This is a genomic window from Paenibacillus sp. UNC496MF, assembly GCF_900113915.1.
GTDB lineage: Bacteria > Bacillota > Bacilli > Paenibacillales > Paenibacillaceae > Paenibacillus_Z > Paenibacillus_Z artemisiicola.
The window spans coordinates 107786-121121 of sequence record NZ_FORE01000005.1 but is presented as its reverse complement, the minus strand read 5'-3'; the positions used below and the strand labels follow the sequence as shown (position 1 = coordinate 121121).

The window sequence follows — 13336 nt, the reverse complement described above, 5'->3', positions numbered from 1 at the left end:
TAGACCGCTTCCGCCGGCTCGACTAGGCCGCATTCGGCGTCCTGTTCGGGAACCGCGCGACTCTTCATCGAACCTTTACCGACTCTTCATCGTTCCTTCATGATCGCTTCATCATACCTTCATGCAAGCCTCGCGCATGGATGGTATGATTTTTTTGTACCCAATAATTAAACTAAATCTAAATATAAAAACGGAGGGAACCCTATGCGAAAAACGATTATCGTCGGTACCGGCCCGGCCGGATTGACGGCCGCCATTTACTTAGCGCGAGCGAACCTGAACCCCCTCGTCATCGAAGGCCCGGAACCGGGCGGCCAGCTGACGACGACCACCGAAGTGGAGAATTTCCCGGGCTTCCCGGACGGCATCATGGGGCCGGAGCTGATGGCCAACATGCGCAAGCAGGCGGAACGGTTCGGCGCCGAGTTCAAGACCGGCTGGGTGACCGAGGTCGACGCGTCGAAACGGCCGTTCACGCTGAAGGTGGAAGGGCTCGGCGAGCTGCAGGCCGAAACGCTCATCATCTCGACCGGCGCCTCGGCGAAATACTTAGGCATTCCCGGCGAGCGCGACAACGTCGGCCGCGGCGTCAGCACCTGCGCCACCTGCGACGGCTTCTTCTTCCGCGGCAAGAAAATCGTCGTGGTCGGGGGCGGCGACTCCGCCATGGAGGAAGCAAGCTTCCTGACGCGCTTCGCCTCGGAAGTCGTCGTGGTCAACCGCCGCGAAGAGCTCCGCGCCTCCAAAATCATGCAGGCAAGAGCGCGCGACAACGCCAAAATCAGCTGGGCGCTCGGCCGCACGCCGCTCGAGGTCGTCGCGGACGACAAGGGCGTGAAAGGACTTAAAGCGCTGAACAACGCGACCGGCCAAGAAGAGCTGCTCGAGACGGACGGCGTCTTCATCGCCATCGGCCATACGCCGAACACCAAATTTCTCGGCGGCCAGCTGACGACGGACGACCACGGCTACCTGGTCGTGAAGCCCGGCACCACGGAAACGAACGTCCCCGGCATCTTCGCGTGCGGCGACGTCCAGGACAACCGGTACCGCCAAGCCATCAGCGCCGCCGGCACGGGCTGCATGGCCGCGCTCGACGCCGAACGGTTCCTGGAAGCGTCCGAAGCGTTCTCCGCCGCAACCGTCTGAATGACATCCGCTTAAGGAGGAATAACTATGTCTGGTGCCAATCCCGTAATCGTGTATACAAGCACGCACTGCAATTTCTGCAAGCAAGTGAAATCGTTCCTGAGCGACCGCGGCGTCGCCTATGAGGAACGCAATATCGACCAAGACGAGAAGTATGCCGAAGAACTGTGGAATACGGGCATGCGCTCCGTGCCCGTGACCGTCATCGGCGAAGCCAAAATTCTCGGCTTCAACCAGACGCAGCTGAACCGCGCCGTCGCCGAGCTGCAAGCCTAGTCCGTCGCCAACCCATTCATTCACATACACAGGAGGATTTTAAACCATGACCATGCAACCAACCGTCGCTTACCCGTTCGCCAAAGTCGGCCTGCCCGCGCCCGAGTTCACGCTGACTTCCACGAAGAACCTCGAGACGCTCGAGGAGAACGTCTCGCTCTCCGATTACCGCGGCAAATGGCTCGTGCTGTTCTTCTGGCCGTACGACTTCACGTTCGTCTGCCCGACGGAAATCGTCGGCTTCAGCGACGCGTACGAACAGTTCAAGAGCCTGGATTGCGAAGTGCTCGGCGCTTCCGTCGACAGCGTGTATACGCACCGCGCCTGGATCGAGACGCCGGTCGACAAGAACGGCATCGGTCCGGTCCGCTTCCCGATCGCGTCCGACTTCACGAAGGAAACGGCGCACGCCTACGGCATCCTGAGCGAAGAAGGCGCGGCGCACCGCGGCCTCTTCATCATCGATCCGGAAGGCATCCTGCGCTACCAGGTCGTGACGGACATGAACGTCGGCCGGAGCGTCGACGAGACGCTGCGCGTGCTGCAGGCGCTGCAATCCGGCGGCCTGTGCCCGGTCAACTGGAAACCGGGCGACAAAACGCTGGGCTAACACCCGCGCATTGGCGCTTGCGATACCGAAGACTCCGTCCCTTATAAGGGGACGGAGTCTTTTTCGCGCTTGAACGGTCATCGATGAACGGAAGGGTAGGAAGGGAAGGACCCCGAGGCCGGGGCGTGGAATTCTTAACCGAATACCAAGCGGAAAGGGGTTTCAGGCATGTTCTACGTCAATTCGCGCGCGATTATCGAGCGCACCGTCGGCGATCGCGCCGAAATTATCGTCCAAACGCGGAACAAGCCCGGCGGGCCGCGGCGCATCGAGCTGCCGGGCGGGCGAATCGAGCCGTTCGAATCGCTCGTCGCCGCGCTCGTTCGGGAAGTCAAGGAAGAGACGGGGCTCGATCTCGTCGAAATCGAAGGCGAGGAGACGCGGATCGAGACCGCGGGCATCAATCCCGATTTCGAGGTGGAGTGCATCCGTCCGTTCGCGGCGTATCAGACGACGAAAGGGCCGATCGATTCCGTCGGCGTTTACTTTCGCTGCAAGGCGGCGGGCGAGCTGCTCGAATCGGGCGACGAAACGCTGCGGCCCCGCTGGGTGGCGGTCGAAGAGATCCGGCGCATGATGGCGCAAGACCCGCTGCAATTTGCCGACGTCGATCGGGCGGGCCTGCTGTTTTACTTGAAGCATCAGGGGTGAACGGCTTCGCCGCGTGCGTCATCATCCGCTGCCGGAGGGTATACGAAGGTATGGCTTGCCTTCAAAGCCGGAAAGGGGAGACCTGCCGATGAACCCGCTAACGGAACGACAAGTAGAGGAATTGAAGCAATTGCTGCTGGAGGAGAGGCGGCAGCTGCAGGATCATTTCGAACGCGAAGACGCGGACGGCGCGGCCGCGGCGTCGGAAACGGCGTCGACGGGCGAGCTGTCGGCTTACGATAATCATCCCGGGGACTTGGGCACGGAGACGTTCGAGCGCGAACGGGACATGGCGATCGACGAGCGGCTGGACGGGCAGCTGGAGGAAACCGAGGCCGCGCTGGATCGCATCGCGACCGGCCGTTACGGGATCTGCGAGATCTGCGGCGAGCCGATCCCCTTCGAGCGACTCGAAGCGCTGCCGGCCGCGAGACGCTGCGTGGCGCATGCGTCCGATACGCTGTCGGAGGCGCGTCCGCCGGAAGAGGACGTCATGACCGCGCCGCCGTCCGGCGCAGGATCGGGCCGCCGGGCCAATGCCGGCCGGTTCGACGACGCGGACGCGTGGAAGACGCTGGAGGACTACGGCAACGCCAGCGATACGGTTCGGACGGACCGCGGCGCGAACGATCCCGCGCTCGATTGAACGCGTACCCGAAAAGGCGGCATCGCGCGGATGCCGCCTTTTTGACGCGCTGCGCCGCCGCGGAAGAGCGTTCGCTTGCCGATTAGGCGAACGTATACGCGTCGAAGCGGATGGCATTGCGGACGCTCGTCCACACATCGGAGCTCTCTCCGCCGATGTACCAATAGCCGTATCCGGCGACGGCGTTCGCGGCGCCGAGCCCGATCTTGCGGGACAGCGAACGGCCGTCCTCCAGCCAGAGGCGGTTCAGCCGCGTCCGGTCGGCGTACTCGGCATAGTACTGTCCCAGCGCGTCGTCCCAGCGGGGCAAGAGCTTCTTCGCGCGGACGAGGGCGTTCTGTTCCGGGAGCCCGATGTCGAGGGAGGTCGCGGGACCGCCGCCGGTCTGCGTCCAATGGCGCGTATACAGCGGCAGCGCGAGGATGACCCTGCCGGCGGGCGCCTCCCGCAGAAGCGTCGCCAGGCCCTGGCGTACCCAAGGGAACGAAGCGACCGAGCCCGCGATCGGATCGCCGTCCCAATGCTCGTCGTACCCCATGAGCACGACGTAATCGGCGGCGTTCGCGAGCGCGGCGTAGTCGAAGACGGCGGTCCAGTCCGTGCCGACATCGGGCGAGACGTTGACGGACACCGCGGCGTTCGAGGCGTCGAGCGCTTGTTCCAGCGCCGCGACGAACGCCGTGAAGACGTCCCGGTCTTCGGGCAGCATGTTCTCGAAATCGATGTTCAGCCCGTCGAGGCCATGCAGCCGGACGCGGTCCGCGAGCTGCTGCACGAACGCTTGCCGCTTGCCCAGGCTCGCCAGCATGGCGTGGGTCGCGGCCGCGTCGGAGTGATTGCCGACCATCGCCCATACGCGTTTGCCGCGGGCATGGGCCCACGTGGCCAGCGCGGCGTCCGTGCCGTCTTCGAGAGCGCCGGTCTTGCCGAGGAAGTACCAGCGCGGCGACAGCGTATTCGCCTCGGACTTCGCGACTTGGGCCTCGTACTGCAGCGTCGTCTGGTCGTACTGCCAGCCGAGCTGGATCGGGGACGGCGCCGCCGCTTGGATCTCCGCGGCCCAATCGGCGTGCGTCCACGTCCGGTTCAGCAGCACGGCCGCTTCCTGCCGCGTGATGGCGTCCCGCGGGCGGAAGCCGCCGGCGTCGCCGCCCATCAGATCCCGCTGCCAGAGCCGGTAGACGGCGGGCAGCGCCCAGTCGCCGATCCGCGCTTCGTCCCCGTACAGGCCGTCCGGCACCGAAGACGCCGGCGGCAGGGACTGCTTCGCCGCCCGGGCGAGCAGGACGGCCGCCTCTTCGCGGGTGACGGGCCGGTTCGGCTCGAAGCGCGACGGCGCGGCGCCCTGCACGAGGTTCAATTGAATCGCCGCCTGCACCCAGCCGTAATGCCAGGCGGAGACCGGAACGTCGGCGAACGCGGGGATGGCGGCGGAGACCGGCCGGATGCCGAGCAGCCGCTCAAGCATCGTCGCGAACTCGGCGCGGGTGATCGCCTTGTCCGGCTCGAACCGGCGCAGGCCCGTTCCGGTCACGAACCCGAGCTTCGTCATGTTCACGATCGCTGCCGCGGCGTAATTGTCGCGTATATCGTCGTACGGCAGGGCGGCCGGCGCCGCCGCGGCCGCTGTCGCATGGGGATAAAAGCCGAAAGTCATGCCGATAATAAGCATCAGAGCAAGAATCGGACGACCGAAGGAACCGTTGGCATTCATGGACGCATGTCTCGCTTTCCGATCGTAGTCGCATTTCGCATTTCGGCGCCGCGCATGGCGCCGTTCAAGAATCAATCGTACGCGATTCGATGCGGAATACCCAGCCTCAATTGTTGGGAAATTCCCGCCTGCCGGAAAATCCGCGCGCCGGCCGGTTTACAGCCGCCGGCGGGATTTGGTAAGCTGGAAGCATCACAGAAACACAATCGCAAACGCAAACGCGATGAAGAGAAGAGTAGCGGACGACGCGCTTGTCCAGAGAGCTCCGGCAGCTGAGAGGGAGCCTGGCGCCCGCCGCGAACCAAGTCTCGGAGCGGCATGCCGGAACCGCCCGCGCGGGGATGGCATGACGGGCGCTCCCGTTACAGGGCTAGAGTATCGCCTTGCCTCGCGCAAGCGCCGTACTCGAAGAGGTTAATGCGGCGACGCATTAGCGAATCTGGGGTGGCACCGCGAAAATTTCGTCCCCAAGACCGACGGTCTTGGAGGTGGGATTTTTTTTGTTTTTCGCGGATGCCGCCCGGCGGCGCTCGGATGCATCCGCCTCAATTATGCGTTGAGGAGGCGCCTTGCCATGACAGAGGAACATGCCGAAGCGAAACATTTTTTGGCGGAATCGATCGAGGAGGAACTCGCGTCCCATCCTTTCGGAAGACCGATGCGTACCCGCTTCCCGCCCGAGCCGAACGGCTATCTCCACATCGGGAGCGCGTACGCCATTCAGACGAACCATGACATCGCCGCGCGGCACGGCGGCGATTTCCACCTGCGCTTCGACGATACGAACCCGCTCAAGGAAGACATGGCGTACGTCCGCGCGATTATCGAGGACATCAAGTGGCTCGGGTACGACCCGGGAAATCATATTTACTACGGCTCCGATTATTCGGACCGCATCCATGCGGCGGCGGTGACGCTCATCGAGAAGGGCAAGGCTTACGTCTGCGACCTCGGCCCCGAGGAGGTCGCGGCTTATCGCGGAACGCTGACGGAGCCCGGCCGGAACAGCCCGTACCGGGACCGCGCGGCCGCGGACAATCTGGCGCTGTTCGAAGGCATGAAGCGCGGCGACTATCCGGCGGCGTCCAAGGTGCTCCGCGCCAAGATCGACATGGCCTCGCCCAACATGAACCTGCGCGACCCGGTGCTCTACCGCATCCTGCACGCCGAGCATTACCGGACCGGGACGGCGTGGTGCATTTACCCCATGTACGACTTCGCCCATCCGATACAGGACGCGATCGAGGGCATCACGTATTCGCTCTGCTCCATCGAGTTCAAGGACCACCGCCCGCTGTACGAATGGGTGCTGCGCGAGCTGGGCGTCGCCGAGCCGCCGCGGCAGCGGGAATTCGGGCGGCTGAACCTGACGGGCGCGGTGACGAGCAAACGGTTTCTGCGGCAGCTGGTCGAGGGCGGCTTCGTGGACGGCTGGGACGATCCGCGGCTGCCGACGCTGCGCGGCCTGCGCCGGCGCGGCTTCACGCCGGCGAGCATCCGCCGCTTCATCGGCGAGATCGGGGGCATCCGCACGCAGAGCACGGTCGATATCTCGCTGCTCGACCACTGTTTGCGGCAGGATTTGAAGGGAAGCGTGCCCGCGTTGATGGCGGTGCTGCGCCCGCTCAAGGTCGTCCTTGCGAACTATCCGGAGGGCGAGACGGAGATGCTGCCGATCGAAAATAACGCCGAGAACGAAGCGCTGGGCAAGCGGGAGGTGCCGTTTTCGCGGACGCTCTACATCGAGCGCGACGACTTCACGGAGGAGCCGCCGAAGGGCTTCCACCGGCTCAGTCCCGGCGCGGAAGTGCGTCTGAAAGGCGCGTATTTCATTCGCTGCGAGGAGGTCGTCCGCGATCCCGCCACCGGAGAAATCGCGGAACTGCGCTGCACGTACGATCCGGAGACGAAGAGCGGCACGGGCTTCGCCGGACGCAAGGTCAAAGGGACGATCCACTGGGTATCCGCGGAGCATGCCGTCCGCGCCGACGTGCGTCTGTACGGGAAGCTGCTGCGGGAAGGCGAGCTGCCGCAAACGGACGGCGGCGGCGCGGACTGGGCGGCGGCGCTCGATCCGGAATCGCTCGTCGCGGCGGAGGACGCGCTGCTGGAGCCGGCCGCCCGGGACGCGCGGCCGGAGGACCGGTTTCAATTAATCCGTCACGGATTCTTCTACGCGGATCCGAAGCCTGCCGCCGATGGCCGGCTCGTCTTGAACCGGATCGTGCCGCTGAAGGACGGCTGGAACCGGCGGTAGGCGCGGGCCTCGCAAGCGGCGATAAACGAAGGCGAAGGCGCGGACGCCGGATCGGCGCGTCGGGGCCGCGCCAAGCGTCCGAAGGGAGCAGGCGCGGGAAGAGCTGCCGGGCGCCGGAGGAACTGCCGCGCGCCCGGCAAGCCGCCGCCGCGCGCGGGGAAGAGGCTGCCGACGACGAGTCGGCGGCCTCTTCGGGCTGCGGGCGGGCGCCCATTCGCGGTCCGTTCGCGAGAACGCGCGCGAACCGCGGGCGTCGCGGCGTCCGCATGACGCGCACGCGCGGCCGTCCGCCGATGCATGCCGCGTCCCCCGGCCGTCCGCCATGCGCTTCGCGTCCGCGTGCTGCCGCACGCACGCTTTTCGCCGTTTGGGACATATGTCCTTCCCGCCGCCCCGGCAGCCGTTATTTAATGGACGAAGACATGAAGCGCGGGAGGGAACGGGCAGTGAAAGGAATCGTATTCGCGGTGCTGGGCGGCTTCTTCATCATGCTGCAGGGCGTGGCGAACGCGCGGATCAGCGCGGGCATCGGGACATGGCAGGCGGCCGCGCTGACCCAGCTGACGGGCTTCGTCGCGGCGCTGGCGATGCTGCTCGCCTCGCGGGACGCCGGCTGGCGGGAGCTGAAGCGGGTGAAGCCGCTCTATCTGATCGGCGGGGCGTTCGGCGCGGTCGTCATTTTCAGCAGCGTGCAGGCGATTCGCCAGAACGGCGCGACGATGACGACGTCCGTGCTGCTCATCGCGCAGCTGGGGCTGACCTTCGTCATCGACGGCCGGGGCTGGTTCGGCGTGCCGAAGCGGCGCATGAAGCCGCCGCAGCTGATCGGCATCGGCATCATGATCGCGGGCGTGGCCATACTGGGGCTTCAATAGGGATAATGGGCCAGCGCCGGGAAGATTCTTGCTGGAAGACTCTTGCTATAGGAGAAGATCCGGCAATAGGAAGTCCGATGAGAAGGAGGGCGAAGCGCAGATGAAGGAAGCGAAGGATCGCGGGCTGCTGGCGCGGTACATGCGGGAGTACGGCCTCGAGCGCGTATTTCCGGAGCCGCTGCTGCCGCATATCGGGCTGTACCGGTTCGAGCCGGGCGAGTTCGTGTGCAGGCAGGGCGATCCGGCGGGGTGGCTGTACGTGCTGGTGAAGGGAAAGATCAAGATCTACACGACGTCGGCGGAGGGGAAGACGCTGATTCTCAGCTTCAAGACGCCGCTCGACGCGATCGGGGACATCGAATACGTGCAGGGCGCGGAGATCCTGAACACGGTGGAGGCCGTCTCGGCCGGCTTCGTCATCGGCGCGCCGTACGCGCGGCTGCGGCAGCACGCCGGCGACCACGCGCCGCTGCTGCGGTTTCTGCTCGACATCGTGTCGCGGAAGTTTTTCGCCAAGTCGCTTTCGCTCAGCTTCAATCTGATGCATCCGGTCGAGGTGCGGCTCGCGAGCTATCTGCTCGCGGTGACCTTCGAGGAGCCGGACGCGCCGGACGGCGGACGGCTCGGCACCTCCGGGCTCCGGGATGCCGCGAACCAGATCGGCACGAGCTACCGGCACGTGAACCGCGTGCTGCGACAGTTCGCGGACGAAGGGTTGATCGAACGCGGCAGAGGGTTCATCGCCGTGAAGGACCGGGCGGGCCTGCGGGCTCGGGCGGGACGCAATATCTACGAATAGGAGCGATCGGGATGCTGACGGGAATGCTATGGGCGCTGCTCGCGGGCGCGCTCGTGAGCGCGCAAAATATTTTCAACAGCAAGGTGAGCGAACGCGCGGGCGGCGCGGCGACGACGGCGCTCGTGCTCGGCCTCGGCTTCGCGGCTTCGCTGTCGCTCGGGCTGCTGTCCGAAGGCGGCCGCCTGTTCGAATTCCGTTCCATGGAGCCGTGGTATTGGTTCAGCGGCCTGCTCGGCGTCGGCGTGGTCACCTGCCTCGTGCAGGGCATCCGGCGGCTGGGCCCTACGTATGCCGTCGCGATCTCGCTGACCGCGCAGCTGGCGTTCTCCCTGCTGTGGGACGCCCAAGGCTGGATGGGGCTGGCGAAGGCTGCGGTGACGCCGCGGCAGGCGATCGGCGTGCTCGTCATCGCGGCGGGCGTGCTCGTGTTCAAGTTCGGCGGAAGCCCGGTCCGCGCGCGAACGGGAACAAGGACGCCGAGCCGGGGAAGAGGTCCCGGCGAAAACGACCTGAAACGGCGGCGCTAGGACTTGGCGCCCCGGCGCAGGAACGGGAGGAGCAGCAGGACGAAGATCGCAAGCGCGATGGCTTCCTCGACGATCAGGGAAGCGCCGCGAGCAGGAGCAGCGACAGGACGAGCATGACGCGCGGCTTCGCCCGGAACGCCACCTTCGCCGTGTGGCACGCGGCCCATAGGGCGAGCGAGATATTGGCCGCGATTTTCAGCAGCCAGATGGAGAGGATGAGGTACTCCAGCCGCTGCATGAGCGGAATCTCCAGCACGGACATCGCGTTCAGCGTCGGCCAGACGGTTTCCAGCAGCTGCCCCCCGCTGAAGTACATGCAGGCGATGAGGAGCATCAGCATGAACATGCCCGTCGCGAGGAGCATGCCCGCGTGGGCCCATCGCCGGGACTTGGCGGGGTGTTGAATGAACGGATACGCCACCAGCAGCACCTCGATGCCGAGATATTGGGCGGCCATCTCCTTCGTCGAAACCCAAAATTGCGGGAGCGAATGGTCGAACGGCGGCAGCAGGTTTTGGGGATGAAGCATCGGCAGCAGCATGAAGGTGAACGGCGCGACGAACAGCAGCACGCTCAGCAGCCCCCACAAGCAGAAGCCCGCGACGGTCTGGAAGCCGCCGCTGACCGCGTAATAGACCAGCACGAGCAGGAGCAGGCTGAACGGCCAAATATTCATCGACGGGAAAATCCAGGTTTTGCAAATTTCAACGTACGAGCGAAACGTCAGGAAGGCGCCGAGCAGGGCGAATACGATGAACAGCCCGTTCAGCGCGCCGCCCGGCAGCCGCCCGAAGCAGCGGACGTTGATCGCCGCGAGCGTGGCGTCCGCGTGCGGCAGGCGCGACGCCGTGCCGTACATCAGCCATAGCACCGCATGGACGCCGATGCCCGCCGCGATGACGGCGACCCAGGCGTCGTGGCCCGCGCCTTCGGCGACCTCGCGCTGGAAGCCCATGAGGCTGATGTCCACCGCGCTGACGTACAGGACGCTCAGCAGATGCAGGGAAGACACGGTATAGCGCGCGCTTTTCGTCTCCGCGTTCACTTTTCGCTCACCTCGCCAATCTATGCCCCATTTTGCCCACGCCCGTCTGCGCGATGCGCAGGTCGACCTTCGCTTCGGCCTTCAGGGACGGATACGCGGCGTAAAACGTCTCCGCCCGCCATCCCCTCGTCCGGCTTCGCGCGAAATCCCCGAGCCCGAGCGGGTCCAATCCCTTCTTCGCGCAGTCGGTCGCGAACGCTTCGATCCGCCCTTCGAGCAAGCGCCGCAGCTCTTCCTCGAGCTTCGCCAATTCCCGGTCCGACATCGCGCGCATCGCGTGCGGCACTTCCTGGAGCAGGACGTTCAGCCGGACGTCGAACCGGATCGCCGGCACGGGCCCCGGCTGCAGCAGACGCAGCTTCGTCTTGGACGACAGGCACCGGATGACCAGGCTGTCGCGGTCCGCGGCGCCCGGCAGGGCGGCGGTATAGCTGCCGTCGCGGGCGCTGCCCGCCAGCAGCTTCAGCAGGAAGGCCTCGTTGGCGTCCACGCGCCCCGCGTAAGCGTCCCCTTTGAACAAAGCCGCCCCGCCGACCGCGATTTCGCCCCGCTCCGTCGTCAGATAGGGCAGGACGATGTCCCGGCCTTCCCCGTAGTAGTCGAACAGCGTCTTCTGAAAGCCGAGGCGCGGCAGATTCCCGTGCTTCATGTTGTCCTCGACGAGCGTCAGCAGGTACGACGCGTCGCGCTGCTTGCCCGCTTCCGCGAGCAGCTTCGACGCCTCGCCGTCTGCGACGGCCAGCTGGAGCCGGCTCGATACTTTGGGATCGCGGAAGAAATTTTCCAGGATGTCGTCGATTCCCTGCGAAGCGAAGGCCTTGCCGAAGACGACCATCCGCAGCTGCCCGTACTGCAGCGTCTTGCCGGACTTGGCCTGCAGCCGCGGAATCATGTCGAGGCGCGTAGCGGATCCGGTGCGCAGCAGCTCGGCCCGGGTCTCGCCTTTTTTGGCGTAATCGCCGACCAGCACGGCCGTCTCGGTCCGGCTGCCGGCCAAGTCGTAGCTGGCCGTCTGCGCCAGATTGATTTTGTCGATCACCTGCCGGCTGCCGCAGGCGCTCAGCAGGACGGCCGCCGCGACGGCCGCGGCCGCGCGGAGGAACGGGGGGACCGCAGCCATGGCGTCACTCCTTGTCCAATCGGTTTTCGCGCTTGACCGGCTTGGGCTTGTACCGGATTTGCGTTTGCGGCCTGAGGTAGCCGGGCCTGCCGTTCAGGCGCTGGTACGAGGAACGCACCAGGCTGTCGTTCCAATCCTTGAACCGCAGCGGGTAGAAGGGGGCGGTGTACGGCGAGCCCAGCGACCGCAGGCGCGTCAGGTGCACGAGCAGGAAGCCGCAGCCCATGAGGATGCCGAGCCCTCCCCAGACGGCGGCCAGCATAATGATCGGAAAGCGGATGAACCGGATGGCGTTCGACATCTTATAGATGGGCGTGACGAAGGACGCGAGCGCCGACAGGGACACGATGATGATCAGAATATTGCTCGTCAGCGCGGCTTCGACCGCCGCTTGTCCCAAAATGACGCCGCCCACGACGCCGATCGTCTGGCCGATCCGCTTGGGCAGCCTCGCGCCCGCTTCGCGCAGCAGCTCGACCGTGATTTCCAGGAACAGCACCTCCATGACCGGAGGAAAAGGAATGTTGTTCCGCGAGTTGATGAGCGGACCCAGCAGACCGCTCGGCACGACCTCGTAATGGAACGTCGCGATCGCCACGTACATGGCCGACGCGAACACGGAGTAGATCACGCCCAGCACCCGGATGATGCGGAAGAAGGAGGCCAGTACCCAAGGGAGCAAATAGTCTTCCGTGGACAGGAAGAAATCGAACAGGGTCGACGGGCCGAGCAGGAAGTAGGCGGAGCCTTCGCTCGCGACGGCGACCTGGCCCATCAGCAGCGCGAACACGGCGCGGTCCCGGCGCTCGGTCGTCGTGAACAGGGGAAACGGCGACATCGAATTGTCCGAGAGGATCTGATCGAGCTGGGAGGTGTCGAACAGCACGTCGAAATCGACGGCGTTCAGGCGGTGCAGCATATGGGCGACGTGATCCTCGTTGGCCGCGCCGTCGAGGTAAAGCACGGCGACCCGGGAGCGCGACACGCTGCCGACGGACACCTCCTTCACGACGAGGTTCGGCACGTTCAGCTGGCTCCGGATCAGGCGGAGGTTCGTCTCCAGATCCTCGATGAAGCCGACGTTCGTCCCGACGACGCTGAACTCGCTCTCCGTAATGTTGCTCTGCCGGATGCCCTTGCGGCTGACCAGCGGCACGAGCGCGCAGCGCGGGTCCCGCTCGTCCAGCCGGAGCAGGACGTGGCCCTTGAACAGCTTGTGCTGGATCGCGCCGACGTCGTCCGTCAGCTCGATGCCGTCGATCGGCAGCGCCCGCGCGATTTCCTCCAGGCTGCGGCACGGCGCGGGCAGCCGCGTCTGGAGCGCCTCCAGCAGATGCTCGCGGAGCAGCTCGTCGTCGATCAGCGTCTTGAAATACGCGATCGCGATCGGCGGATCCGCGAACGGGAGCGTGCCGGACGCGAAGTCGCTCGAGCGCCGCGCCGCGGCGAGCAGCGCATCGAGCGCCTCCGTATGGGTCTGGGTCTGTGTCATGATGATCCGTCCTCGCGGCATGCTAAATGATGGAACAACCGCTAGTTTTCGGCTTCGCCGCGAAAATTATGCAGGCCGGCGCAAACCGCGAACGGGCGGGCGGGAGCCCCGCGAGAAGGGGAGCGCGGGGGAACGGGAGCGTGGTTCGGCGGCAAGCGCGAAAAAGCCCCTCGCG

The 13336-nt window shown here is 65.5% G+C and carries 13 protein-coding genes and 1 other annotated feature; of the genes, 9 read left to right on the top strand and 4 right to left on the bottom strand.

Annotated features, from left to right (window positions below):
* The first annotated feature begins 204 nt into the window (after positions 1-204).
* From trxB to BMZ79_RS05355, 5 genes are all read left to right on the top strand, one after another.
* Positions 205-1149, top strand: coding sequence for a thioredoxin-disulfide reductase (gene trxB / locus BMZ79_RS05375; protein WP_090637348.1), 945 nt, complete (start codon positions 205-207; stop codon positions 1147-1149).
* Positions 1150-1176: 27 nt separating this feature from the next.
* Positions 1177-1425 (top strand): glutaredoxin family protein, encoded by a 249-nt coding sequence (locus BMZ79_RS05370; RefSeq protein WP_090637347.1) that lies wholly within the window; start codon positions 1177-1179, stop codon positions 1423-1425.
* Positions 1426-1471: 46 nt separating this feature from the next.
* Complete coding sequence (locus BMZ79_RS05365) at positions 1472-2035, top strand: peroxiredoxin (RefSeq protein WP_090637346.1); 564 nt, start codon at positions 1472-1474, stop codon at positions 2033-2035.
* A 168-nt stretch (positions 2036-2203) separates the two neighbouring features.
* Positions 2204-2686, top strand: a complete 483-nt coding sequence (locus BMZ79_RS05360; RefSeq protein ID WP_090637344.1) for an NUDIX hydrolase — start codon at positions 2204-2206, stop codon at positions 2684-2686.
* An 88-nt stretch (positions 2687-2774) separates the two neighbouring features.
* Entirely contained in the window at positions 2775-3332 is a 558-nt protein-coding gene (locus BMZ79_RS05355) for a TraR/DksA C4-type zinc finger protein (protein ID WP_090637342.1), read from the top strand.
* Between the two features lie 82 nt (positions 3333-3414).
* Here BMZ79_RS05355 and BMZ79_RS05350 read toward each other — a convergent pair whose 3' ends face one another.
* Positions 3415-4989 carry an S-layer homology domain-containing protein gene (locus tag BMZ79_RS05350; protein WP_218154661.1) on the bottom strand — a complete coding sequence of 525 codons (1575 nt, stop codon included), beginning with the start codon at positions 4987-4989 and terminating at the stop codon, positions 3415-3417.
* Between the two features lie 271 nt (positions 4990-5260).
* Positions 5261-5518: a binding site (T-box leader), on the top strand.
* Positions 5519-5620: 102 nt separating this feature from the next.
* Between BMZ79_RS05350 and BMZ79_RS05345 the strand changes: the two genes are divergently transcribed.
* The 4 genes from BMZ79_RS05345 (at position 5621) to BMZ79_RS05330 (ending at position 9504) form a co-directional block, all read left to right on the top strand.
* On the top strand, positions 5621-7303 hold the full coding sequence (locus tag BMZ79_RS05345) for a glutamine--tRNA ligase/YqeY domain fusion protein (protein WP_090637338.1): 1683 nt from the start codon (positions 5621-5623) through the stop codon (positions 7301-7303).
* A gap of 446 nt (positions 7304-7749) precedes the next feature.
* Entirely contained in the window at positions 7750-8178 is a 429-nt protein-coding gene (locus BMZ79_RS05340; RefSeq protein WP_090637336.1) for a DMT family transporter, read from the top strand.
* Positions 8179-8278: 100 nt separating this feature from the next.
* On the top strand, positions 8279-8977 hold the full coding sequence (locus BMZ79_RS05335) for a Crp/Fnr family transcriptional regulator (protein WP_090637334.1): 699 nt from the start codon (positions 8279-8281) through the stop codon (positions 8975-8977).
* Between the two features lie 11 nt (positions 8978-8988).
* On the top strand, positions 8989-9504 hold the full coding sequence (locus BMZ79_RS05330; RefSeq protein WP_090637332.1) for a DMT family transporter: 516 nt from the start codon (positions 8989-8991) through the stop codon (positions 9502-9504).
* A gap of 73 nt (positions 9505-9577) precedes the next feature.
* Here BMZ79_RS05330 and BMZ79_RS05325 read toward each other — a convergent pair whose 3' ends face one another.
* From BMZ79_RS05325 to BMZ79_RS05315, 3 genes are read right to left on the bottom strand one after another with little or no spacing between them, the layout of a single operon-like run.
* Positions 9578-10549: a GerAB/ArcD/ProY family transporter gene (locus BMZ79_RS05325; RefSeq protein WP_177222019.1), complete on the bottom strand. Its 972-nt coding sequence runs from the start codon at positions 10547-10549 to the stop codon at positions 9578-9580.
* Positions 10550-10556: 7 nt separating this feature from the next.
* Complete coding sequence (locus BMZ79_RS05320) at positions 10557-11669, bottom strand: Ger(x)C family spore germination protein (protein ID WP_090637329.1); 1113 nt, start codon at positions 11667-11669, stop codon at positions 10557-10559.
* A gap of 4 nt (positions 11670-11673) precedes the next feature.
* A complete protein-coding gene (locus tag BMZ79_RS05315) occupies positions 11674-13161 on the bottom strand; it encodes a spore germination protein (RefSeq protein WP_256252570.1) in 1488 nt (495 codons plus the stop codon).
* Positions 13162-13336: the final 175 nt, after the last annotated feature.

Coding starts and splice junctions, on each gene's coding strand:
- trxB (WP_090637348.1), top strand. CDS start 205: ATGCGAAAAACGATTATCGTCGGTACCGGCCCGGCCGGATTGACGGCC.
- BMZ79_RS05370 (WP_090637347.1), top strand. CDS start 1,177: ATGTCTGGTGCCAATCCCGTAATCGTGTATACAAGCACGCACTGCAAT.
- BMZ79_RS05365 (WP_090637346.1), top strand. CDS start 1,472: ATGACCATGCAACCAACCGTCGCTTACCCGTTCGCCAAAGTCGGCCTG.
- BMZ79_RS05360 (WP_090637344.1), top strand. CDS start 2,204: ATGTTCTACGTCAATTCGCGCGCGATTATCGAGCGCACCGTCGGCGAT.
- BMZ79_RS05355 (WP_090637342.1), top strand. CDS start 2,775: ATGAACCCGCTAACGGAACGACAAGTAGAGGAATTGAAGCAATTGCTG.
- BMZ79_RS05350 (WP_218154661.1), bottom strand. CDS start 4,989: ATGACTTTCGGCTTTTATCCCCATGCGACAGCGGCCGCGGCGGCGCCG.
- BMZ79_RS05345 (WP_090637338.1), top strand. CDS start 5,621: ATGACAGAGGAACATGCCGAAGCGAAACATTTTTTGGCGGAATCGATC.
- BMZ79_RS05335 (WP_090637334.1), top strand. CDS start 8,279: ATGAAGGAAGCGAAGGATCGCGGGCTGCTGGCGCGGTACATGCGGGAG.
- BMZ79_RS05330 (WP_090637332.1), top strand. CDS start 8,989: ATGCTGACGGGAATGCTATGGGCGCTGCTCGCGGGCGCGCTCGTGAGC.
- BMZ79_RS05320 (WP_090637329.1), bottom strand. CDS start 11,669: ATGGCTGCGGTCCCCCCGTTCCTCCGCGCGGCCGCGGCCGTCGCGGCG.
- BMZ79_RS05315 (WP_256252570.1), bottom strand. CDS start 13,161: ATGACACAGACCCAGACCCATACGGAGGCGCTCGATGCGCTGCTCGCC.